This is a genomic window from Candidatus Methylomirabilota bacterium (genome assembly GCA_035764725.1).
Lineage (GTDB): Bacteria > Methylomirabilota > Methylomirabilia > Rokubacteriales > CSP1-6 > DASRWT01.
Genome location: DASTYT010000094.1, coordinates 19211 through 40202, shown reverse-complemented (window position 1 = coordinate 40202; position 20992 = coordinate 19211). Strand labels below are relative to the sequence as shown.

Here is a 20992-nt window from a genome sequence, read left to right as displayed (position 1 = left end):
GCCTCCTACTGGCCCCGGTAGCGATAGCGGCCCGCGTGCACGTCCTTGTTGAGCTTGCGCGAGAGGTGCAGGCCCTCGAGCACGAACTCCACCGCGGAGGCCACACCCGGCGGGTCGCCCGCGCCGAGCTTCTTGGCGGCGGCGTGGAGCGGCCGCACCTCGCCGATCTGGCGCACGTACTCTGCGGAGGGCATGTCGTCGGAGGCCTCGAAGCGGAGGCCCCCCTGGAACGCGGACACCACGTCGTCGAGCTCGCCGCCGGTGAACGAGCGGTTGAACACGTTGAGCACGGCGCGCTGGGCGAGCTTGGCGAGGATCTTGTCCTCGGCGCCATCGCCCACGGACTCCAGCTCGATCTTGCCGCTGGTGGAGGCGACGATGGCGCTGAGGTCGGTCACCCGAGGAGCGACCTGCGTCTCGCCGAGGCGGATGGCGCGCTTGAGCGCGTTCGACAGGAGATTCTCGTAGTTGCAGATGGTCACCCGCACCGACACCCCCGAGCGCTGGCTGATCTCGGATGACTTCCGCGCGAGATGGGTCAGCTCGGCCACGATCTGCTTCATGTATTCGGGGGCCCGCAGGGCGAAGCCGGCGGCGGGGAACTCCGTCCGCTCCGCGTCCATGATGGCGATCTCGTCCTCGAGCTTGCGCGGGTAGTGCGTGCGGATCTGGGAGCCGAAGCGGTCCTTGAGCGGGGTGATGATGCGGCCGCGGTTCGTGTAGTCCTCGGGGTTCGCGCTCGCCACCACGAAGAGATCCAGGGCCAGCCGCACCTTGTAGCCGCGGATCTGGACGTCGCGCTCCTCCATGATGTTGAGGAGGCCGACCTGGATGCGTTCGGCGAGGTCCGGCAATTCGTTGATCGCAAAGATGCCGCGATTGGTCCGGGGCAGCAGGCCGTAGTGGATGGTCAGCTCGTCGGCGAGGTAGCGGCCCTCCGCGACCTTGATCGGGTCCACCTCGCCGATGAGGTCGGCGATGGTGATGTCGGGCGTGGCGAGCTTCTCGCCGTAGCGCCGGTCGCGGGGAATCCACGCGATGGGGGCGGCGTCGCCCTTCTCGGCGAGGAGGGCGCGGCCCGCCGCGGAGATGGGCGCGAACGGATCGTCGTTGGTCTCGCAGCCGGCGAGGGCGGGCACCTCGGCGTCGAGCAATTCCACGAGCAGGCGCGCCATGCGCGTCTTGGCCTGGCCGCGCTCGCCGAGGAAGACGATGTCCTGTCCGGAGAGGATCGCGTTCTCGATCTGCGGGAGCACCGTCTCCTCATACCCGATGATGCCCGGGAAGATCGGCTGGCCGGTCCGCAGCCGCGCCATCAGGTTGTCGCGCAGCTCCTGCTTGACGGTCTTCGGGGTGTAGCCGGCGCGCTTCAGCTCTCCGACGGTGTGGGCGTTGGCCATGAGGGCTCCTTGAGATGACGACGAGGCTGCCGTCACTATGCGGCCGGGGCCGGAACGTGTCAACTCATCCGGGCCCCTGCGCGCGTCTCAGCGCCCGCCCGCGACGGCCAGGGTGTGGCCGGTGATGTAGCTGGCCTCCTCGGAGCCGAGGAAAAGGACGGCGTGGGCCACCTCGATGGGCTCACCGATGCGGTGGAGCGGCGTCATCCGCGAGGGGCTGAACTCCACCGTCGCGTCGAGACGACGGAGGTTCGGGCCGGCGCGCTCGGTGTCGATGGGGCCGGGCGCGACGGCGTTCACGTTGACGCCGTGCTCGGCGAGCTCGAGCGCGACGTCTCGCACGAAGCCATGGACGCCGGCCTTGGAGGCGGAGTAGGCAGCGCCGCCCTGATAGTATGCGGTCCACGGCGTGCCCTCGCGGGCGCCCGAGGACATGCAGACGATGCGGCCATAGCGCTGCCGCATCATGTGTGGGGCGGCCGCGCGCGTGCAGAGGAACGTGCTGCGGAGATTCAGGCGCAGGACGAAGTCCCAGTCCGCCACCGGCATCTCCCAGATCTTGGCGTTCCGGCTCCCGCCCACGTTATTGACGAGGATGTCGAGCCGGCCCCATCGCGCCATCGCGGCCTCGATGAGACGCGCGGCCGGGCCCTCCTCGGTGAGATCGCCGGCGACGGCGACGGCCTCCCCGCCGTCCTGCCGGATCGCCGCGGCGGTGCGCTCCACGCCGTCCGCCTCGAGGTCGCCCACCGCGACCCTGGCCCCCGCCCGCGCCAGCACGCGTGCGATCTCGCGGCCGAGTCCGTTCGCTCCGCCCGTCACCACCGCGATCCGACCCTCAACGCCCGGCATGCTGGAGCGCCTCCGTGATCCGTGCCGCCATGAGCCGCGCCCGCAGCGCCATCACCCGGCGCGCGGTGGCCGCCCGCGCCGCCGCGGGCCAGCCGAAATAGCCCCGTCCACCGGGGTCCATCTGCTCGAAGCGCCGCGCCCCGCGGGCGAGCGCAGCGCGAAAGTCAACCCATCGGGGAGGCAGCCGCCGCGCGATCGCCCGGCGCACCAGCGCCGGCCGCGCGTCGAGCACCAGCGCCGTCTCCATCTCGCCCGAATGCCACTCGCGCTCCGGCCGCGGGCTTCGCAGGAGGCGGAGGACCCGCGGCGTCAGCATCAGCGCCTGCTCCTCGGGCTCAGAGGAGAAGCCGGCGACCAGCACGGTGAGGCGTGGGCGCCGCAGCGCGCGCCGCGCCGCCGCGATCGCGCGCACGTGCTCGGGATCGGCCTGATAGTTGGTGAGGACGAATCGGCGGAAGCCGTGGCGCGCGAGGCCGCGCACGATGTCCACGATGGCGCCTGTCAGCGTACGGCCGCGGAGCGAGACCGTGCCGGGCCAGCGCTCGGCGAGGGGGCTCGCCCCGTAGGGCAGGGCGGGCGCCAGCACCGGCCGCCAGCCCGCGCGCGCGAGATGCGGCGCGAGCCGCCGCGCCAGCTCCTCCGCGCCGAGCCAGTCAACGAGAAGCGGCAGATGCGGGCCGTGCTGCTCCACCGCGCCCAGCGGGAGGAGCACCACGCTGCGCCGATCGCGCGCCAGCGCGCGGGCCTCGGGCCACGTGCACTCGGCGAGGCGGACGAGGCGGGGCCGGGCCGGCGCGGTCACGAAGCGATTCTATAGTGCCGCGACCGCTCCGTGGTTATCCTCTTCCTCGATGGAGATTCCGGAGCGTGTCCGGCCATTCTGGCAGCGGTTCCAGGCGTCGATCGCGTACGACGCCCGGCCGCTCTTCTACGAGGCGTTCCACTTCGACGACAACGAGCGCACCGCCAACGCGCTCGTGGCGCTCGTCCTCTCGGGGCAGAAGCGCGCGACGGCGGGATTGCTGTGGACCAACGAGTGCACCGGCAAGCCTCTTCCCACGGGCGGGGCGCTCAGCGTCGTGACCGACTGGAGCGGCACGCCCCGGTGCGTGATCCGCACCACGCAGGTGGACATCGTTCCGTTCGACGCGGTCAGCGAGAGCTTCGCCGCGCGAGAAGGGGAGGGCGACCGATCCCTGCGCTGGTGGAAGGACGCGCACTGGCGTTTCTTCTCGCGCGAATGCCAGCGGCTCGGCCGGGAGCCGGCGCTGGACATGCCGGTCGTGTGCGAGCAGTTCGTGGTGGTGTACCCGACGCCGGACCGAGGACCATCATGAGCGAGAACAAGCACACCGTGCAGACGTACATGGACGCGTTCGCGCGGACGGATCACGCGGAGATCCTGGCCTGCCTCACCGACGACGTCGAGTGGCTCGTCCCCGGCGCGTTTCACGCGGTCGGGAAGGCCGCCTTCGACCGGGAGATCGAGAACGACGCCTTCGTGGGGCACCCCACCATCCGCGTCAAGCGAATGGTCGAGGAAGGTGACGTCGTGGTCGCGGAAGGCACCGTGCGCAGCGCCCGGAAGGACGGCGGGACGCTGAATCTGGTCTTCTGCGACGTGTTCGTGATGCGGACGGCGAAGATACGCCACCTCACGTCCTACCTGATGGAAGTGAAGGCGTGAGGGGCGGGCGCGCCGGCTAGACGCGCGCGCGGTACCGCTTCTCGACGTAATCGTCGAGGATCTTCAGGAAGTCGGCGACGATGGTGTCGCCCTTGAGGGTGAGCTTGAGCGCGCCGTCCACGAACACCGGCGCCTTCGGCTCCTCGAAGGTGCCGGGCAGCGAGATGCCGATGTCGGCGTGCTTGGACTCGCCCGGCCCGTTCACCACGCAGCCCATCACCGCGACCTTGAGCTCCTCCACGCCGGCATAGCGGTTCTTCCAGGCGGGCATCTGGTCGCGGATGTAGGTCTGGATCTCCTCGGCCATCTCCTGGAAGAATGTCGAGGTCGTGCGCCCACAGCCGGGGCAGGCGGTGACCAGCGGCAGGAAGCTCCGCAGCCCGAGCGACTGGAGGATGAGCTGCGCGACCTGCACTTCTTCCGTGCGGTCGCCGTTGGGCTTGGGCGTGAGCGACACGCGAATCGTATCGCCGATGCCCTCCTGCAGCAGGATGGCCAGGCCCGCGGTGCTCGCCACGATGCCCTTCGCGCCCATGCCCGCCTCGGTGAGGCCAAGATGCAGCGGGTAGTCCGAGCGGGGCGCGAGCTTGCGGTACACGTCGACGAGGTCCTGGACGCCCGACACCTTCGCGGAGAGGATGATGCGGTCGTGGCCGAGGCCGGTCTCCTCGGCCAACTCCGCGGACTGGATCGCGCTCTCCACCATGGCGTTCATGGTGACGTCGCGCGCGTCGAGCGGCTGGGCGCTCTGGGCGTTCTCGTCCATCATCTGGGTGAGGAGGTTCTGGTCGAGGCTGCCCCAGTTGACGCCGATTCGCACCGGCTTGCCGTTGTCGATCGCGACCTGGACGATGGCGCGGAAGTTGTCGTCGTGGTGCTTGCCGCCCACGTTTCCGGGATTGATCCGGTACTTCGCGAGGGCCTTCGCGCACGCGGGGTACTTGGTCAGGAGCACGTGGCCGTTGTAGTGGAAGTCGCCGATCACCGGCACCGTGACCTGCTTGACGATCTCGGGGACGGCGCGCGCAGCCGCGTCGGTGTTGACGGTCACCCGCACGAGCTCGCTGCCCGTAGCATGGAGGGCGTTGACCTGGGCCACCGTGGCCGCCACGTCGGCGGTATCGGTGTTGGTCATCGACTGCACGACGACGGGCCGGCGGCCACCGACGGTGACTCCGCCCACGTCCACCGCCACGGTCTTTCGCCGCTCGGGAGCGCTCATGTCGACTTATCTTACCATCAGGGGCGCGTCCCCCAGAACCGCTCCCAGTCGCGCGCGCCCGTGTTCCAGGCGCCTTCCGCCATCTTCCCGAAGGTCGTGAAGGCCACCGCCTCGCCAAGCGCGCGGTAGGACTCGAACTGGTCGTCGTCGAAGAACTGATCCCCGGTGGTCTGATGGGGGAAGTCCGCGTTCTCCTGCCGGTAGTTCAGCACGGTGGCGGGCTCGTTCCCCACCAACGACGACTTGAGCACGACGAGATAGCCGGTCTCGGGGGGATAGATCTCGCGCCCTGTCGCGTCGACCACGCGCGGGTAGTGGATGACGCCGAGAGCGTGGTGCGAGCGGGTCCGGCCGGTGGCCGCGTCCAGACGCAACTCGTCGAGGTCGATGTCCACGACCACGTTCTCGTCGATGTAGATCTGCCGCAGCGCCTCGGTGAGCGAGCCGAAGCTGTGCGTGGGATCCGCCTCCGCGTCACAGGCGACGATGATCGCGCAGCGGCGCTTGAGCAGCGGGCAGATGCCGAGGTTGTCGCCGGTGTGGCCCCCGTCGGAGAGGTTCACCAGGCGTCGGTTGGCGTTCGTCGCGCCGAGGATCTCGCGCAGGAGGTAATGGGGCCAGAACACGCCGCCTTCCGTGCGGTGCGCGTAGCGGCCGTCCTTGTAACGCGGGTTCTCGATCCACTGCCCCAGGCGCACGTTGAGCAGGGTCAGCGCGAAGGACTGGGCGAGGAACGTCCGGCTGCCCATCGCCGAGGAGGCGGCGGCCCCCGAGATCGTCATAGCGCGGGCCAGCTTGGTCTCGCCGCTCCGGTAGCGCGCGGAGTCCATGTAGCCGGTGGTCTCGGAGCCGCAGTGCAGCCGCGAGAACACGAAGTAATCGCTCTTGCGGTCACGCCGGGCCATGTCGCGGCTCGAGGTGAGGTTGAGCGCGGTGACCACGAGGTGGAGGGGGGACGCGGTGACGGCGGGCAGGCCCGCGGCCTCCTCGCCGTGTGCCACCCCGTGCACGTGCGTGAGCGGCATCTCCGCGTCGTCGCGCATGGGGACCTGGAAGCCCACCCGCCGCGCGTCGGCGCGGGGCACGAAGGTCTGGAGATAGGTCTCGGCGAGGCGGTCGCGGTAGAAGTAGTGGAGCGAGAGGCTATTGAAGTCGAGCGCCACGCCGAGCGCCCCGAAGAAGCCCAGCGCGGCGGAGCCCACCGCGAAGGCCAGCAGCACCGGCGCGGCCCCCGGCGGCGTCAAGGCGATGAGCGCGGCGCAGACCAGCACCACGCCGCCCAGCAGGATCACCGCCACGCACACCGCGAGGAGGGCGTTGCGCAGACCGACGGACAGGCTGGTGAGACGCCCCATCCACGACGTGGCGGGCACCGCCGCGCTCGCCCCCTTGATCATGACGAGGAAACGGGCGGCCACCACGCTGCCGAGCCAGCTCCCGATGGTGCGGAGACTGAACCCGGCGCCGTAGACCCAGTAGGCGAGGTAGGGGATCCACACCACCACGAGCGAGATCGCGGTGAGGTAGTTGAAGATGCCCTTGGCGGCGGCGAAGCGCGAGCGGTCGTTGCGCATGAAGCGTTTCGAGATCGACACGAAGGGATGGAGCAGGAGCGCGGTGGCCTGCCCGCCCACGTAGACGCCGAGGGGGAGTAGCAGATACGAGAGCCGTGGCCCCGTCCGCGCGACGTAGTGCCACGTGACGAAGGTGGCGGTGAGGAGGCTCACGATGAACATTGCCCAGAGCGAGCTGTACTCGCGGCTCTCCTCCACCGACTGGCCCTCGACGTAGAAGACCCGCTCGGGCAGCACGTACGGCACCAGCCCGGCGACGAAGAAGCTCGTGAACGTGACGACGGCCCCGATGGCGACCGACCAGAAGAGGGCCCAGCGCGCCACGCCCCCGCTGAGCGGCCAGTCGAGCAGCGCGAGCACGTAGCCCGCCGGAGGAAGCTGGACGATGTTGGCAAGCGTCGAGCCTGTCATGAGGAGTACGGTGCCCCAGTAGATGCCGGTGAAGGCGACGAGGAAGAGCGTGAAGATCAGCAGGTGATAGAAGATGCCACCGAGAAGGTTGCCCACCGCGCGCAGCACCTCGCGGGAGAGGATCCAGCGCCGGGTGATGATGAAGTCGCCGTGCGTGCGCAGATGGCGGACCTCGTCGCGCCCGTTGAATTCGCGGAGGGCCGGCTGGGCCGTCGCATCCGGGTTGAAGGGGAAGAGCGGCTGCGTGGTGCCGAAGTACGGGGTGTCGCCTTGCCGGTACACGTAGGCCTCGCGTCCCGTGCGGGGCGTGCCGCCGTGCCGGCCCCGCCGGTGCGAGAGCAGGGAAGAGAGGCAGCTCCCGATGTAGCCACCCCCGGACACCGTGCTGAGGTAGTCCATGCGCAGGAGGATGCCCAGCCGCGCGAGGCTCTGGAGCACGCCCAGGTTGAACGTGGCGGACCGGATGCCGCCGCCGGACAGGGCGAGGCCGACCGGGCGCAATGTCTCCGGCGTCTCCGCCTTGGGGACGAGCCCGGCGAGGGCGCGCCGCTCCGCGAGATACCGCCGCTCGGTCGCGTACACGGTGCGGAACTCCTCCACGCGCGTGTCCACGCCGCGGGCGCGGCGCGGCAGCCGGAACAGCGCCCACAGCGCGGCGACGAGGCTCTCCGCAAGGAGGATGAACTTGGCCGAGCTCGTCACGCCGGCGAGGGCGACGTAGATGCCGGCCGGTCGCCGCGGCGGCTGCGCCGCCATGCCCGCGAGCATGGCCTGGACGCAGAGGTTCTCGGCGATGGCGAAGAGCGCGGCGCAGATCGGATAGCAGATCAGCACCGGGGCGAAGGAGCGGCTTTCGAACCGGAGCAGCCAGGTGAAGAGGAGCCCGTTCGACAGGAGGTAGACGGTGTAGATGCCGAGCAGGACCCAGTCCGCCCGCAGCGCCTGCTCGACCAGCGGCATGATCTCGGGCGCCTGCCAGCGCTGGATGATGCGCTCGGCCTCGGCGGAGTTGAAGGCCAGTGGCAGGACGAAGGTCGGGTGCGCGCCGGCGGCGCTGAGCCGTCGCTCGAACTGCCACACGTGCGGCACCATCCACACCAGCGCGGCCGCCGACATGACGATGATCGGAACGAGCACCGCCTGGCGCCATCCGGGGGCGCCCGTGCCGGGGACCGGCTGCTCGGGCGCCGCCGTGGGTCGCGCCATGTCGCCCCTAGACTCGGGCAAGCGGGGGGGCAAACGCAATGCGAGAGTGACGCGTGGTAGGCTAGGCGCATGGCCAAGCCCAAGCACGCGGAACAGTTGTTCGAGGTCACCAAAAGTGACGCGGAATGGAAAGCGCAACTGAGCCCGGAGAGCTATCGTGTGCTGCGCGAGCACGGCACCGAGCGCGCGGGCACGAGCCCGCTCGACAAGGAGTACGGCAAGGGGACCTTTCTCTGCGCCGGCTGCGGGCTGCCGCTCTTCGCGTCGGACACCAAGTTCGACAGCCGGACCGGCTGGCCGAGCTTCTGGCGGCCGCTCGACAACGCGATCGGCACCAGCACCGACCGCGGCTTCTTCATGGTGCGCACCGAGGTGCATTGCCGGCGCTGCGGCGGGCATCTCGGCCACGTGTTCGACGACGGTCCGCCGCCCACGGGGCTCCGCTACTGCATGAACGGGGTCTCGCTCAGCTTCCAGCGCGGGTGACGGCGCGGGGCGCGGCATCCGCGCTCCTCACCCTGGTCCTGGGGCTTGGAGGCTGCGCGACCACGAGCGCGCCATCTCCCGATCTCCCGCGTGGCGGCGGGTGGCTCGACCAGATCCTCCTGCCGTGGAACGAGCGCGGCGCCGCGGTGCCGAAGCCCCCGCCCCCCTCGCCGCAGCATGGGGACAATCTCGCGCGCTGCCGCCCCGGCATTCGCGGGCCCCTCACCCCCGCCGAGCGCGCGGTGACCGCGGCGGGCTGGTGGCTCTACCCGAATTCCACGCGCAGCCTCGGCGACGTCAGCGTGGTGGGCGCCTCGTCGGACTGGGACGGCATGTGCCGGCCGTGGTCGTATCAGGCCTTCGGGTTCGTGGGGGAGCGCTTCGTGGGCACGCTCTCGCCCGTCCTCATGGACTCCCGCACCGACGGCGCCTGGCAGACGGCGAAGATCGAGACGCCGGTGCACCTGAGCGCCCAGTTCCTCCGTTACGCCCGCGAGGACCCGCTCTGCTGTCCCACGCGGGTCAGCGAGGTCACCTACCGCATCGATCTCCCGATGAGCGCTCGGGAAAGTCCGGTTCTCGTGCCCCTCGTCGTCGACACGCGCTCGCTGCCCCGCTAGGCCTCGGGCAGGAAGTACCCCACGAGGAAGACGTTCAAGTGGATGAGGAGCAGCTTGTTCCACGCCACCGCCGCGTCGTACGCCGCGTCCACCGGCAGTTCCGCCTTGAGGACGTCGGCGAGGGCGGATTGCGTGATGCTCATCGTCGCCACCATGAGCTGCGGCGGGACCTTGCCGCCGGGGCCGAACTCGCGGTGGCTGTGCGAGATGCCCACGCCGAGGAGGTAGTAGGCGAAGTCGTGGGTGAGCGCCGCCTCCGCCGACTCGCGGAGCCAGCGCGCGAGGCTGTGGCGCCGGCGCTCGATGCGCGTGCGATCGGGCGTGCCGTCGGGGCCGAGGAAGAAGCGCGCGGAATGCGGGAACTTCAAGAAGTGCTCGTACACCGCGGCGGTGAGGGCGTCGCCGTGCTTGAGTACGGCGGGCGCGCTCGCGCGCACCGCGGCCATCGCCGCCTCGTCGAAGCCGACGAACACCGCGAGCTCGCGGATGAATCCCTCCATGTCCGCGCCGGGGTGCCGCCACGCCTCCATGTCGTGCGATAATACGCGGGCTCCGCGCGAGGGCAAGCGGAGCCACACGAAAGGGATCGCGATGAACGCCACCGACCTCTGCTACACGCCCGCCACCCGGCTCGCCGAGATGATCCGCACCAAGGCGCTCTCGCCCGTGGAGCTCACGCGGGCGGTGCTCGAGCGCATCGAGCGGCTGAACCCGAAGGTGAATGCGTTCTGCACGCTGCTCGCCGATGCCGCGGTGGATTCCGCGCGCGCGGCCGAGGCTGCGGTCATGAAGGGCGGGCCGCTCGGGCCGCTCCACGGCATCCCGTTCTCCATCAAGGACCTCGCGTTCACCAAGGGCGTGCGCACCATGGGCGGCTCCTTCATATACGAGCACCGCGTGCCCGACCTCGACGCGCCCTACGTGCGGCGACTGAAGGAGGCGGGCGGCGTCTTCCTCGGCAAGACCACCACGCCGGAATTCGGCTGGAAGGGCCTCAGCGACTCGCCGCTCACCGGCGCCACACGGAATCCGTGGAACCTCGCCATGACCGCGGGGGGCTCCAGCGCGGGCGCCGGAGCGGGCGCCGCCTGCGGGCTGGGACCACTCCATCAGGGGTCGGACGGCGCCGGCTCCATCCGTATCCCGTCCGCCTTCTGCGGGGTCTTCGGCCACAAGCCGTCCTACGGCCGCGTGTCCCAGGCGCCGGTGTCGAACGCCGATTACACCACCCACATCGGCCCCATGACGCGCACGGTGCAGGATGCCGCCCTCATGCTCTCGGTGATGGCGGGTCCCGACCCGCTCGACAAGACGGCGCTCGACGCGGCGCCGGCGGACTACGTGGGCCTGCTCGGCAGGGGCGTGAAGGGCCTCAAGATCGCCTGGAGTCCCCATCTCGACGGGCTTCGCGTCGATCCTGAGGTGGGGGAGCTGGCGCAGCAGGCGGCGCGCGCCTTCGAGGGACTCGGGGCGAAGGTGGAGCAGGTGACGTGCAACTTCATGGACACGCACGAGATGATTCGCGCCATGTGGGCCGCGCACGAGGCCGGCATCTACGGCGAGCATCTCCCGAAGTGGCGCGACAAGATGGACCCGGGCCTCGTGGCCTGCATCGCCGACGGCTACAAGGTGAGCATGGAGCAGTACATCCAGTGGCGCGGGCGCAAGCTCACCTTCTGCGACAGCGTGTGGCCGCTCTTTCGGCAGTACGATCTCCTCCTCACGCCGAGCCTGTCGGTGGCGGCCTTCCCGGTGAACCGGCTGAACCCCGAGCACTGGCCGCAGCACGTGTGGGACTGGCTGCCCTGGGCATCGTTCTCGTACCCGTTCAACTTCACCGGCCAGCCCGCCGCCACCGTGCCCTGCGGCTTCACGCTGTCGGGGTTGCCGGTCGGTCTGCAGATCGTGGGGCGGCTGCGCGACGATCTCACCGTGCTCCAGGCCTCCGCCGCCTTCGAGTCGGCGCGGCCGTGGGCGGCGCGCCGCCCCGCGCTGGACTAGCCCCATGGCCCCCGACGACGCGACGCTGCGCGCGCGCTTCGACGCCGAGGTGGCCGCCGCCGGCCTCACCGTCACCGGCCGCGATCGCGAGCTCCTGTTCGCGATGTGGCTCGAGCACTTGCCCCAGCGCGAGGCGCTCCGCGCCGCCGCGCTGGCCCCGGAGGATGAGCCATGGCGGTGACCGCGGGCTCCATCTGCGATCTCGATCTCGCCGGCGTGAGCGAAGCTCTCGCCGCGCGGCGCATCTCCTCCGTCGAGGCGACCGAGGCGTATCTCGAACGCATCGCCCGCCACGACGGCGTGCTCCAGGCCTACATCACGGTGATGCGCGACACGGCGCTGTCGCGCGCCCGGGCCGCCGACGCCGAGCAGTCGCGCGGCAGCCGGCGCGGCCCGCTCCATGGCGTGCCGCTCGCCCTCAAGGACCTCATCGCCGTGGCCGGTGTGCGCATGACGGGAGGCTCTGAGGTGCTCGCCGACCACGTGCCCATGCGCGACGCCTTCGTCACCGAGCGGCTGCACGCGGCGGGGGCGGTGGTGCTCGGCAAGCTCACCATGCACGAGTGGGCCTTCGGCCGCCCCGCGCGAGATGGGCGCTTTCCCACCGGGCGCAACCCGTGGGATGTGACCCGCGCGCCCGCCGGCTCCTCCTCGGGCTCCGCGGTGGCGGTGGTGGCGGGCCTCTGCGCGGGCGCGCTCGGCTCGGACACCGGCGGCTCCATCCGCGGGCCGGCGGCGATGTGCGGCATCGTGGGCCACAAGCCGACCTACGGCCTCGTGAGCCGGGGCGGCGTGCTCGCCATGGACTGGTCGCTCGACCACGTGGGGCCGATGACGCGCTCGGTGTGGGACGCGGCGGCCATCCTGCAGGCCATTGCCGGCCACGACCCCGCCGATCCCGGCTCGCTCCACGGGCCCGTGCCTGACTTCATGGCCGGGCTCGATCGGGGCGCGAGGGGTATCCGGCTCGGCCTGCTCCGCCGCTACTACGTGGACTGGCCGGGCCTCGACGCCGAGGTGAAGGCCGCCGCGCTCGAGGCCTTCGACGTGCTCACGCGCGAGGGCGCCACGTTCCAGGACGTGGACGCGCCCATGCTCGACATGGCTCCGGCGGTGTGGACGTGCTTTCTCGCCGAGATGTTCGAGTACCACCGCGAGATGGCGGCCCGCGCGCCCGAGAAATATCGCGAGGGCACGCGCATCCGCATGTACATGGGCGCGCTCGTCTCCGCCCCGGATTTCCTCCGCGCCCAGCGGCTGCGTGCCCGCTTCCGCCGCGAGATCGACGGGCTCCTCGCGCGCTGTGACGCGCTGATCTTCCCCGGCCAGGCTGGCCCCGCCCAGCGCTTCGAGGACATCTCCTCCGCCGAGGTGATGGCGTCGGGATCGCGCTACACGAGCCCCTGGAACCTGCTGGGGCTGCCCGCGGCGAACGTGCCGTCGGGCTTTACCCGCGCCGGCTTGCCCGTGTCCATCCAGATCGTGGGGCGCGCGGGCGACGACGCCACCGTGCTGCGCATCGCGCGCGCCTACGAGCGCGTGACGGAGTGGCACCGGCGGCGTCCCGATCCCGCGGGGTGGAAGCTCGCCTGATGGCGGCGTCCACCCTGGCCGGCGTCAAGGCCCTCGGCTTCGACGTGTTTGGCACGGTGGTGGATTGGCGGTCGAGCATCATCCGCGAGGGCGAGGCGCTCGGCCGCGCCAAGGGTCTCGATGTGGATTGGGAGGCCTTCACCGACGCATGGCGCGGGCTCTATCAGCCCGGCCTCGACAGGGTGCGCTCCGGCGCGATGCCGTGGACACGGCTCGACGACCTCCACCGCATGAGCCTCGACCGGTTGCTCGTCGACTTCGAGATCCAGGGCCTTTCCGAGAGCGAGGTCGACCACCTCAACCGCGTCTGGCACCGCCTCGATCCCTGGCCCGACTCCGTGCCCGGGCTCACCCGCCTGCGGAAGAAATACGTGCTCGCCACGCTCTCCAACGGCAACATCGCGCTCATGGTGAACATGGCCAAGCGCGCGGGGCTGCCGTGGGATGCCATCCTCGGCGCCGAGCCCGCGCGTCACTACAAGCCGCAGCCGGAGGCCTATCTCCGCACCGCGGACTTCCTCAGCCTCCGTCCTGAGGAGTGCATGCTGGTCGCCGCGCACAACGGCGATCTCGCCGCCGCCGCCCGCGTGGGCTTTCACACCGCGTTCGTGCGGCGGCCCACCGAGTACGGGCCGACGCAGACGCGCGATCTCCGCGCCGAACAAGCCTGGGACGTCGTGGCCGAGAGCATGGTGGACCTCGCCGCCAAGCTCGGCTGCTGATCCGGCGCGGTGGCCGCGCCGGACTGGCTCGATCGCGTCGCGTACCCCTTTACCTCACGGTGGCTCGATCTGCCCTCGGGTCGCCTGCACTACATCGATGAGGGGCAGGGCCGGCCCGTGGTCATGGTGCACGGCACGCCCGACTGGTCGTTCCTCTGGCGGCACCTCGTCAAGGCGCTGGCCCCGCGCTACCGCTGCGTCGCGCTCGACCATTTGGGCTTTGGCCTCTCCGATCGCCCGCCCGGCTCGTGGTATCTGCCCGAGCATCAGGCGGCCAATCTCAGGACGCTGATCGAGCGCCTCGGGTTGCGCGACCTCACTCTGGTTCTCCACGACTTCGGTGGGCCCTTCGGTCTGCACTACGCCATCGATCAGACGCAGAACGTGCGAAGCCTCGTCCTCATGAACACGTGGATGTGGTCCCTCGCCGACGATCGCCGCGTCGCGCGCTTCGCGCGGCTGGCGGGGAGCCGCCTCGGACGCTATCTCTATCTCGAGTGGAACGTCTCGGCGCGGCTCATCATGAAGCGGGCGTTCGGCGACCCGCGGCGCCTTCCGCCAAACGTCCACGCGCAGTACCTGGCGCCCTTCCCCGATCCCCCCTCGCGCGCGGCGACCTGGGCCTACGCCCGCGCCCTCCTCGGCAGCCGCGCATGGTTCGACCGCCTGTGGACGCGCCGCGAGCGCCTGCGCGATCTGCCGGTGCTGATCCTGTGGGGCATGAAGGACCAGGCGATCCGCGAGCCGGAGCTCCTTCGCCTGCAGTCGGCCTTTTCCCGGGCCGAGGTGGTGCGGCTACCCGACGTGGGCCATTTCCCGCCCGAGGAGGCGCCGGACCGGCTGGCCATGCTGATCGGCGGGTTCCTCGACCGAGACGGACGGTGACGTGCCGGCGCCGCGCGAGTGGTTCCGCGGGTTCTTCGACGAGACCTACCTCGCCACCGATCGGCCCGTCCTGACGCCCCGGCGCACCCGCGCCGAGGTGAGCTTCGCGGAGCGCGTCCTGGCCCTCCGGCCCAGCGCGCGCGTGCTGGACGTGCCCTGCGGCTTCGGCCGGCACGCGGGCGAGCTGGCCCGCCGCGGCTACACGGCGGTGGGCGTCGATCTCTCCCCGCTCATGCTGCGCGAGGCGCGCCGCGCCCACCGCGAGGGCGGGCGCCTGCGCTTCGTCAGGGCCGACATGCGTCGGCTCGCCTACCGCGCCGAGTTCGATGCGGTGATCTGTCTGTTCACGAGCTTCGGCTACTTCAGCGAGCGCGAGAACGTGGCGGCGCTCCGGCGCATGGCCCGCGCGCTCAGGCCGGGCGGCCGGCTGCTGATGGACCATCGCAACCCCGCGTACGACGTCACGCTGCCCACGCATTACTGGCGCCGACCGCGGCGGGGCCTCTACGTGCTCTGGACGCTCGAGGTGGACCGCCGCACCCACGTGCAGGAGGCCACGTGGCTCATCGTCCGCAGCGGCGGGACGGCGCGCGGCACGCCCAGGGTCACGCGTAAACGCTTTCGGCTTCGCCTCTGGACGCCGGCCCAGTGGCGCCGTCATCTGCGGGCGGCGGGGCTCCGCCTCCTTCGCGCCTACGGCGACTTCAAGGGCTCGCGCTTCCGCCGGAGCTCGCCGCGCCTCCTGCTCCTTGCCGAGCGGCCGGCGCGGCTGCGGCGCGGCGCACGTCGTCCAGCGTCCCGGTGAAGTAGAACGCCTGGGCGGGGAGGTCGTCGCACTCGCCGTCGAGGATGGCGCGGCAGCCGCGCAGAGCCTCGGCGAGGGGAACGTGGGAGCCGGGCCGCTTGGTGTAGGGTTCGGCCACGAAGAAGGGCTGGGCGAAGAAGCGCAGGAGCTTGCGTGCCCGCTGCCGGGCGAGCTCGTGCTCGGGCGCCCCCTCGGGCGCGGTGGCGAGGGCGAGCGCCTGCCTCGCGCGCCGCGCGAGGTCCATGTGCGCGGGACTCACAGCGGCGGTTTCTAACACGCGCGAGCGCGAGGCGAGGGGATCGACCGGCGGGTAGATCCCGATCTTCGCGACGGCCTCCGAGAGGCGGATCATCGCGTCCACGCCGGCAAGGCTCGCCAGGCGGTCGGTCGTCCATGCCCCTTCCTCTCCGGGGAAGTAGAAGGTCTCGACCGCGCCTACCGTACCCTCGCTGAAGCCCTCCTTCTTCCACAGCTCCTCGACGGACATCGTCATCGGCACCGGGATCATGGAGAAGATCGACAACCGGTCGGCGCCGCTGCAGAGCCGCCGCACCAGCTCTTCCACGAGCACCACCGTCCCCGCCTGGTACTCACCGGCCACCGCGAGAGTGCCGCCGGCGTTGAGCGGGCACATCACGTCGATGACCTTGACCCCGGTCTCGAGCAGCCGCGCCCCACTGCTCTTCGGTTCGGGCGGACCGCTCAGGATCGCGACGGTTCGCGCGAAGTCCTCCCGCCGGAGCGGCGTCCGGGGCGGACGACGCTCGCTCAGCACCGCCATGCCGGGGCTGAGGGCGTCGGCGGGCCCGGTCGAGACCGCGCGGACCAGGCCGTCGGGCCGCCGCTGGACGACCTGCGCGATGATCGCCCGCTGCCGCGCCTCGTCGCTCACCGTCAGCTCGGTGAGGACACCCGGCAGGGCCTCCGGATCGAAGCGGGCCTCGATCACGCCCTCCCGCGCACGCACGATACGGCCGATGCGCGCGGCGAAGTCGTCGGGCAGGGCGTGTGAGGCGAGCGTGTCCTTCACCATCGCGATGACCTTTCTCTTGAGCTTCGCGCGGGCGGCGTGCAGGCGGTTGTTCACCGTGGTCACGGGCAGGCCCAGGAACGTGGCGATGTCCTGCTGCGAGCACTCGTGCACGTAAAAGAGGATAACGACCTCGCGCAGGGGGTCGGGCAGCTCCGTGATGGCGGCGAGGATGGTGTTCGCGCGCCGGCCCCGCTCGATGCGCCCTTCCGGCTCCGGCGCCTCGGCGGCGAGCCCATGGGCCTCGGCCAGCGGCAGGGCCGCCTCCAGATGCTTGCGGCGCAGCACTCGGTGCGCCTGATGGCGGACGATGCCCCGAAGCCAGCCGGGGAAGGCGGCCGGATCCTCCAGCCGGGCCAGGCCGAACCACGCCGCGACGAAGGACTCTTGCACGACGTCCTCGGCCTTCCCGAGGTCACGGAGGATCGAGAGCGCATAGCCGAAGGCCATGTGCTGGAACCGACGCGTGATCTCGGCGAACGCGTCGAGATCCTGCTGCTGGGCCCGACCGATCAGGGTCGCGAGATCCATCTCCCTCCTCCTACCAGGAGGTGCCGGGAGCCGGGCGGGACCTTTACCTCCATCCGAGGCGGCGCGCCGCTTCCTCGTGGCCCCGCGAGCGGGCATGGTCGGCAGCCGAGTGGCCTTCACCGTCGTGAACGGTCGGGTCGGCCCCGAACCCGAGGAGCAGCTCGATTAGCTCCACCCGCATGCCGTTGGCCGAGGCCTGGTCCACGTGGGCCCCGCGGGAGAGCAGCAGCCGCACGGCGGGCTCGTGATCGAAGAAGGAGGCCAGGCCGAGGGGACCGAACCCGTCCTCGGCCACCGCGTTGACCAGCGCCGGATCGGCGTCCAGCAGCGCGGCGAGCCGCTCGGTGTCGCCGAGGGCGCAGGCCTCGAAGACGTCGAGGGCGGTAACCCGGCGGCGAATGAGCACGACGATCTCGTGGTGGCCGCAGTAGCGGGCGAAGAGCACGGCGGAGGCGCCATCCTTCCGCGCGCGGGCCAGAGTCGGCTCGCCATCGAGCAGGGAGGCGACGCGCGCGAGCTCGTTCTTGCGGACGGCGCCGAAGAGCTCGTCGATCTGCGACATGGCGCGCGCTCGGCCGCGTCCGTTACTGCGCGCGCGTGGCGCCCTCGCGCAGCATGGCGGCGATCTCGTCCGGCGTGAACCCCAGGCCCGCGAGGATGTCGCGCGTCTCCGAGGCGAGCGCGCGCGTGGCCGGCGAGGGCCGGAAGCCTCCGCCGTCCATCCGGATCGGGGTGGACACCACCCGCACCGTGCCCAGCGCGGGGTGGTCGAGATCGTGGAGCATGTCGTTGGCCAGCGCCTGCTCGTCCTCCATCATCTCGATGGGCAGCTTCACGCCCGCCGCCGGCAGGGCCGCCGCATCCAGCGCCGCCTTCCACTCCGCGGTGGTGCGCGTCCGCATGAGCGCCTCCATCGAGGCGCCCAGCGCCTGATAGTGACGCTGGAGCTCGGCGGGATCGGTGATGGGATGCTCGTGGGCGCGGTCCTTCATCCCCACCGCGCGCATGAAGGCCCGCTGGAGGCTCGGGCTCACGCAAGCGACGGCGAGGGTCGCGTCCTTGGTGGCGTAGGTGCGGTAGTACACGCGCACCATGGCGTGCGTGCGGATCTGCGGCACCAGGCTCGCCTGCTCGGTGTAGGGCGCGCCGCGCGCGCGCAGCTCGGCGAGGCGCGCGTTGAGGTCGTCGAGCACGGGCTTGTCGGCCTTGTCCACCCGCACCATGCCGTTGTTCTGCAGCACGAGGGCGGCCATGAGCAGCGCCACGTCTACCTCGCCGCCCCGCCCGGTTTGCGTGCGGCGCAGGAGCGCGGAGGCGATGCCGAAGGCCAGCGTCATCGCGCACATGTAGTCAGCCGCGGGTGGATCGCCCACCGCCGGGTTCCCGTCCTGGAGGCGGCCGTTCGCGGTCATGAGTCCGCTGCGCGCCTGTACCACGAGGTCCATGCCGGGCAGGAGCGCGTCGGGACCGCGCGGACCGAACGCGGTGACGTTGCCCACGATCAACCGCGGATAGCGCGGGGCGAGCGTGGCGTAGTCGAGGCCCAGGTCGCGCGCCAGGCCCGGCCGGAAGTTCGTCAGCACGACGTCCGCGCGCGCGAGCAGCGCATCGATGATGCGCTGAGCGCCCGGGTGCTTGAGATTCAAGGGCAGGGAATGCTTCCCGCGATTGCGCGAGATGAAGTGCCGCGTCTCCCCGGGAGCCAGTGGCGCCAGCAGACGCACGGGATCGCCCTCGAGCGCTTCGATCTTGATCACGTGCGCGCCGCCGTCGGCGAGGAGCTGCGCGCAATAGGGGACTGCGATGAACTGGCCGAACTCGACGACCTCGATGCCCGAGAAGGGCTGAGCGCCCGGCATGGGGCTCATCTTACCGTGTTATATGGATAGCGTGAGCCTCGGGACACCCTCCGCTCCCACGCCGCCGCGCGCCCGGAAAGACCCCCGGGTGACCGAGGTCCACGGCGACCGCCTCGTGGACGAGTACCACTGGCTGCGCCGGAAGGAGGACGCCGAGGTCCTCGCCTATCTCGAGGCCGAGAACGCCTACTCCGACGCGGTGATGAAGCCCACTGAGGCCTTCCAGCAGGCGCTCTACGCGGAGATGCTGGGCCGCATCAAGGAAGACGACGAGACGGTGCCCTATCGCCGGGGCGGGCACTTCTACTACGCGCGTACCGAGAAGGGCAAGCAGTACCCGATCTACTGCCGCAAGGCCGGCGGCCTGAGCGCGCCCGAGGAGGTCACGCTCGATCTCAACGCGCTGGCCGTCGGGCTGCCGTTCCTCGCCCTCGGCATGTATTCGGTGTCGGACGACGGCCAACTCCTCGCCTACACGCTCGACACCACCGGGTTCCGCGAATACACGCTCCACGTGAAGGATCTCCGGACGGGCGCGCTCCTCCCGGACCGGATCGAGCGCGTGTCGTCGGTGGCGTGGGCGGCGGACTCCGCCACCCTCTTCCACGTCACCGAGGACGACGCCAAGCGCGCCTACCGCCTGTGGCGTCATCGCCTGGGCGACCGCGACGACGTGCTCCTCTGGCAGGAGGACGACGAGCTGTTCCGCCTGGGCGTGTGGCGCTCGCGGAGCCGGGCCCTCGTCCTCTGCGCCTCGCGCTCCTTCACCACCACCGAGCATCGCTTCATCCCTGCCCACCGAGTGGACGCCGAGTGGCGCACCATTCTCTCGCGCGAGAAGGAGCACGAGTACGAGGTGGACCACGGCCTCGGGCCCGATGGCGGCCGCTTCTACATCCGCACCAACGCCGGCGGCCGCCGTAACTTTCGCCTCGTCTGGGCGCCGGAGGGCGAACCGGGTTCGGAGAGCTGGACGGAGCTGATCGCGCACCGCGAGGATGTGACGCTGGAGGACGTGGACGTGTTCGCGTCCCACTACGTGGTGCTCGAGCGCGAGGAGGGGCTCAACCGCCTCCGCGTCGTCTCGCTGGCCGACGGGACCTCGCGCCACGTGCAGTTCCCCGAACCGGCCTACGACATCGAGGCGGAGGCGAATCCCGAGTTCGACGCCTCCGGCTACCGCTTCGCGTATCAGTCCTTCATCACCCCGCCCACCATCTACGACTACGAGATGGGGACGGCGCGGCTCAACCTCCTCAAGCGGCAGGAGGTGCTGGGACACTACGACTCCACGCGCTATCGCGTGGAGCGCATTCACGCCACCGCGTCCGACGGGACGCGTGTGCCGATCTCGCTCGTCTGCCGCAAGGACACGCCGCGCGACGGCTCGAGCCCGCTGCTGCTGAACGGCTACGGCGCCTACGGCATCGTGGCCTCGCCGGCGTTCTCGTCCAACCGTCTCAGCCTGCTGGATCGGGGCGTCGCCTTCGCCATCGCCCACGTGCGCGGCGGCGGCGACATGGGCAAGCGCTGGCACGATGCCGGCCGGATGCTGCAGAAGAAGCACACGTTCACCGACTTCATCGCGTGCGCTGAGCACCTGATCGGCCAGGGCTACACGGCGAGCCCCCGTCTCGTGATCGAGGGCGGCAGCGCGGGTGGGCTCCTCATCGGCGCCGTGCTGAACATGCGGCCGGAGCTCTGCCACGCCGCGCTCCTGCGCGTGCCATTCGTGGACGTGATCAACACCATGCTGGACGAGAGCCTTCCGCTGACGGTGGGCGAGTTCGAGGAGTGGGGCAATCCCAAGATCCGCGAGCACTACGAGTACATGAGGAGCTATTGCCCCTACACCAACCTGGGCCCGCGGCACTACCCGATCATCCTCGCGCGCACCGCCCTCAACGACAGCCAGGTCATGTACTGGGAGCCCGCCAAGTGGGTAGCCCGCATGCGGGACCTGAAGGCCGACGACCACCCCCTCCTCTTCAAGATCAACATGGCGGCGGGGCACGGGGGCGCCTCCGGCCGCTACGACTTCCTCCGCGAGATCGCCCTGGACCACGCCTTCACGCTGACCACGCTCGGCCGGGCGTCGTGAGCGAGCC

At 70.8% G+C, this 20992-nt stretch carries 20 protein-coding genes; 11 read left to right on the top strand and 9 right to left on the bottom strand.

Going from position 1 to position 20992, the window contains the following annotated elements:
* Positions 1 to 5: 5 nt before the first annotated feature.
* From VFX14_14510 to VFX14_14500, 3 genes are all read right to left on the bottom strand, one after another.
* Positions 6 to 1400, bottom strand: coding sequence for a magnesium chelatase (locus VFX14_14510; protein HEU5190893.1), 1395 nt, complete (start codon positions 1398 to 1400; stop codon positions 6 to 8).
* 87 nt (positions 1401 to 1487) lie between these two features.
* On the bottom strand, positions 1488 to 2252 hold the full coding sequence (locus VFX14_14505; GenBank protein ID HEU5190892.1) for an SDR family NAD(P)-dependent oxidoreductase: 765 nt from the start codon (positions 2250 to 2252) through the stop codon (positions 1488 to 1490).
* The gene (locus VFX14_14500; protein HEU5190891.1) at positions 2239 to 3054 is read right to left on the bottom strand and encodes a creatininase family protein; all 816 of its coding nucleotides are present in this window, start codon (positions 3052 to 3054) and stop codon (positions 2239 to 2241) included. The genes VFX14_14505 and VFX14_14500 overlap by 14 nt, the downstream gene beginning before the upstream one ends.
* 49 nt (positions 3055 to 3103) lie before the next feature.
* Here VFX14_14500 and VFX14_14495 point away from each other — a divergent pair, with 49 nt between their 5' ends.
* Both VFX14_14495 and VFX14_14490 read left to right on the top strand, forming a co-directional pair.
* The gene (locus tag VFX14_14495) at positions 3104 to 3589 is read left to right on the top strand and encodes an ASCH domain-containing protein (protein ID HEU5190890.1); all 486 of its coding nucleotides are present in this window, start codon (positions 3104 to 3106) and stop codon (positions 3587 to 3589) included.
* Positions 3586 to 3939 (top strand): nuclear transport factor 2 family protein, encoded by a 354-nt coding sequence (locus VFX14_14490; protein HEU5190889.1) that lies wholly within the window; start codon positions 3586 to 3588, stop codon positions 3937 to 3939. The genes VFX14_14495 and VFX14_14490 overlap by 4 nt, the downstream gene beginning before the upstream one ends.
* Positions 3940 to 3955: 16 nt before the next feature.
* On the opposite strand, the gene ispG is transcribed toward VFX14_14490, so the two are convergent.
* On the bottom strand, positions 3956 to 5161 hold the full coding sequence (ispG, locus tag VFX14_14485; protein HEU5190888.1) for a flavodoxin-dependent (E)-4-hydroxy-3-methylbut-2-enyl-diphosphate synthase: 1206 nt from the start codon (positions 5159 to 5161) through the stop codon (positions 3956 to 3958).
* A gap of 17 nt (positions 5162 to 5178) precedes the next feature.
* Positions 5179 to 8352 carry a patatin-like phospholipase family protein gene (locus tag VFX14_14480; GenBank protein HEU5190887.1) on the bottom strand — a complete coding sequence of 1058 codons (3174 nt, stop codon included), beginning with the start codon at positions 8350 to 8352 and terminating at the stop codon, positions 5179 to 5181.
* A 69-nt stretch (positions 8353 to 8421) separates the two neighbouring features.
* On the opposite strand from VFX14_14480, the gene msrB reads away from it, so the two are divergent.
* Both msrB and VFX14_14470 read left to right on the top strand, forming a co-directional pair.
* Positions 8422 to 8838: a peptide-methionine (R)-S-oxide reductase MsrB gene (msrB, locus tag VFX14_14475; protein HEU5190886.1), complete on the top strand. Its 417-nt coding sequence runs from the start codon at positions 8422 to 8424 to the stop codon at positions 8836 to 8838.
* A complete protein-coding gene (locus tag VFX14_14470) occupies positions 8835 to 9458 on the top strand; it encodes an LppP/LprE family lipoprotein (GenBank protein ID HEU5190885.1) in 624 nt (207 codons plus the stop codon). The genes msrB and VFX14_14470 overlap by 4 nt, the downstream gene beginning before the upstream one ends.
* On the opposite strand, the gene VFX14_14465 is transcribed toward VFX14_14470, so the two are convergent.
* Positions 9455 to 9988 carry a protoglobin domain-containing protein gene (locus VFX14_14465; GenBank protein HEU5190884.1) on the bottom strand — a complete coding sequence of 178 codons (534 nt, stop codon included), beginning with the start codon at positions 9986 to 9988 and terminating at the stop codon, positions 9455 to 9457. The two genes, VFX14_14470 and VFX14_14465, sit on opposite strands and share 4 nt — an antisense overlap.
* Positions 9989 to 10049: 61 nt before the next feature.
* Here VFX14_14465 and VFX14_14460 point away from each other — a divergent pair, with 61 nt between their 5' ends.
* Genes VFX14_14460 through VFX14_14435 form a run of 6 tightly spaced genes read left to right on the top strand, consistent with a single transcriptional unit; the run spans position 10050 to position 15464 of the window.
* Complete coding sequence (locus VFX14_14460; GenBank protein ID HEU5190883.1) at positions 10050 to 11459, top strand: amidase; 1410 nt, start codon at positions 10050 to 10052, stop codon at positions 11457 to 11459.
* A gap of 4 nt (positions 11460 to 11463) precedes the next feature.
* Entirely contained in the window at positions 11464 to 11640 is a 177-nt protein-coding gene (locus VFX14_14455) for a hypothetical protein (protein HEU5190882.1), read from the top strand.
* Complete coding sequence (locus tag VFX14_14450) at positions 11631 to 13052, top strand: amidase (protein ID HEU5190881.1); 1422 nt, start codon at positions 11631 to 11633, stop codon at positions 13050 to 13052. The genes VFX14_14455 and VFX14_14450 overlap by 10 nt, the downstream gene beginning before the upstream one ends.
* A complete protein-coding gene (locus tag VFX14_14445; GenBank protein ID HEU5190880.1) occupies positions 13052 to 13774 on the top strand; it encodes a haloacid dehalogenase type II in 723 nt (240 codons plus the stop codon). Before VFX14_14450 ends, VFX14_14445 begins: the two co-directional genes overlap by 1 nt.
* Before the next feature lie 9 nt (positions 13775 to 13783).
* On the top strand, positions 13784 to 14659 hold the full coding sequence (locus tag VFX14_14440) for an alpha/beta fold hydrolase (GenBank protein ID HEU5190879.1): 876 nt from the start codon (positions 13784 to 13786) through the stop codon (positions 14657 to 14659).
* 1 nt (position 14660) lies between these two features.
* Positions 14661 to 15464, top strand: a complete 804-nt coding sequence (locus VFX14_14435) for a class I SAM-dependent methyltransferase (protein ID HEU5190878.1) — start codon at positions 14661 to 14663, stop codon at positions 15462 to 15464.
* Here VFX14_14435 and VFX14_14430 read toward each other — a convergent pair.
* From VFX14_14430 to VFX14_14420, 3 genes are read right to left on the bottom strand one after another with little or no spacing between them, the layout of a single operon-like run.
* Entirely contained in the window at positions 15364 to 17025 is a 1662-nt protein-coding gene (locus tag VFX14_14430; protein HEU5190877.1) for a sigma-70 family RNA polymerase sigma factor, read from the bottom strand. The two genes, VFX14_14435 and VFX14_14430, sit on opposite strands and share 101 nt — an antisense overlap.
* Before the next feature lie 43 nt (positions 17026 to 17068).
* Positions 17069 to 17587, bottom strand: a complete 519-nt coding sequence (locus tag VFX14_14425) for an ankyrin repeat domain-containing protein (GenBank protein HEU5190876.1) — start codon at positions 17585 to 17587, stop codon at positions 17069 to 17071.
* Between the two features lie 22 nt (positions 17588 to 17609).
* A complete protein-coding gene (locus VFX14_14420) occupies positions 17610 to 18884 on the bottom strand; it encodes a CoA transferase (GenBank protein HEU5190875.1) in 1275 nt (424 codons plus the stop codon).
* Between the two features lie 31 nt (positions 18885 to 18915).
* Between VFX14_14420 and VFX14_14415 the strand changes: the two genes are divergently transcribed.
* Positions 18916 to 20985: a S9 family peptidase gene (locus VFX14_14415; GenBank protein HEU5190874.1), complete on the top strand. Its 2070-nt coding sequence runs from the start codon at positions 18916 to 18918 to the stop codon at positions 20983 to 20985.
* Positions 20986 to 20992 lie beyond the last annotated feature (7 nt).

Excerpts from the sequence above, each read along its gene's own strand:
- VFX14_14510 (HEU5190893.1), bottom strand. The coding sequence starts at position 1,400 with ATGGCCAACGCCCACACCGTCGGAGAGCTGAAGCGCGCCGGCTACACC.
- VFX14_14480 (HEU5190887.1), bottom strand. The coding sequence starts at position 8,352 with ATGGCGCGACCCACGGCGGCGCCCGAGCAGCCGGTCCCCGGCACGGGC.
- VFX14_14455 (HEU5190882.1), top strand. The coding sequence starts at position 11,464 with ATGGCCCCCGACGACGCGACGCTGCGCGCGCGCTTCGACGCCGAGGTG.
- VFX14_14450 (HEU5190881.1), top strand. The coding sequence starts at position 11,631 with ATGGCGGTGACCGCGGGCTCCATCTGCGATCTCGATCTCGCCGGCGTG.
- msrB (HEU5190886.1), top strand. The coding sequence starts at position 8,422 with ATGGCCAAGCCCAAGCACGCGGAACAGTTGTTCGAGGTCACCAAAAGT.
- VFX14_14505 (HEU5190892.1), bottom strand. The coding sequence starts at position 2,252 with ATGCCGGGCGTTGAGGGTCGGATCGCGGTGGTGACGGGCGGAGCGAAC.
- VFX14_14465 (HEU5190884.1), bottom strand. The coding sequence starts at position 9,988 with ATGGAGGCGTGGCGGCACCCCGGCGCGGACATGGAGGGATTCATCCGC.
- VFX14_14425 (HEU5190876.1), bottom strand. The coding sequence starts at position 17,587 with ATGTCGCAGATCGACGAGCTCTTCGGCGCCGTCCGCAAGAACGAGCTC.
- VFX14_14445 (HEU5190880.1), top strand. The coding sequence starts at position 13,052 with ATGGCGGCGTCCACCCTGGCCGGCGTCAAGGCCCTCGGCTTCGACGTG.
- VFX14_14495 (HEU5190890.1), top strand. The coding sequence starts at position 3,104 with ATGGAGATTCCGGAGCGTGTCCGGCCATTCTGGCAGCGGTTCCAGGCG.
- ispG (HEU5190888.1), bottom strand. The coding sequence starts at position 5,161 with ATGAGCGCTCCCGAGCGGCGAAAGACCGTGGCGGTGGACGTGGGCGGA.
- VFX14_14490 (HEU5190889.1), top strand. The coding sequence starts at position 3,586 with ATGAGCGAGAACAAGCACACCGTGCAGACGTACATGGACGCGTTCGCG.
- VFX14_14420 (HEU5190875.1), bottom strand. The coding sequence starts at position 18,884 with ATGCCGGGCGCTCAGCCCTTCTCGGGCATCGAGGTCGTCGAGTTCGGC.
- VFX14_14430 (HEU5190877.1), bottom strand. The coding sequence starts at position 17,025 with ATGGATCTCGCGACCCTGATCGGTCGGGCCCAGCAGCAGGATCTCGAC.
- VFX14_14460 (HEU5190883.1), top strand. The coding sequence starts at position 10,050 with ATGAACGCCACCGACCTCTGCTACACGCCCGCCACCCGGCTCGCCGAG.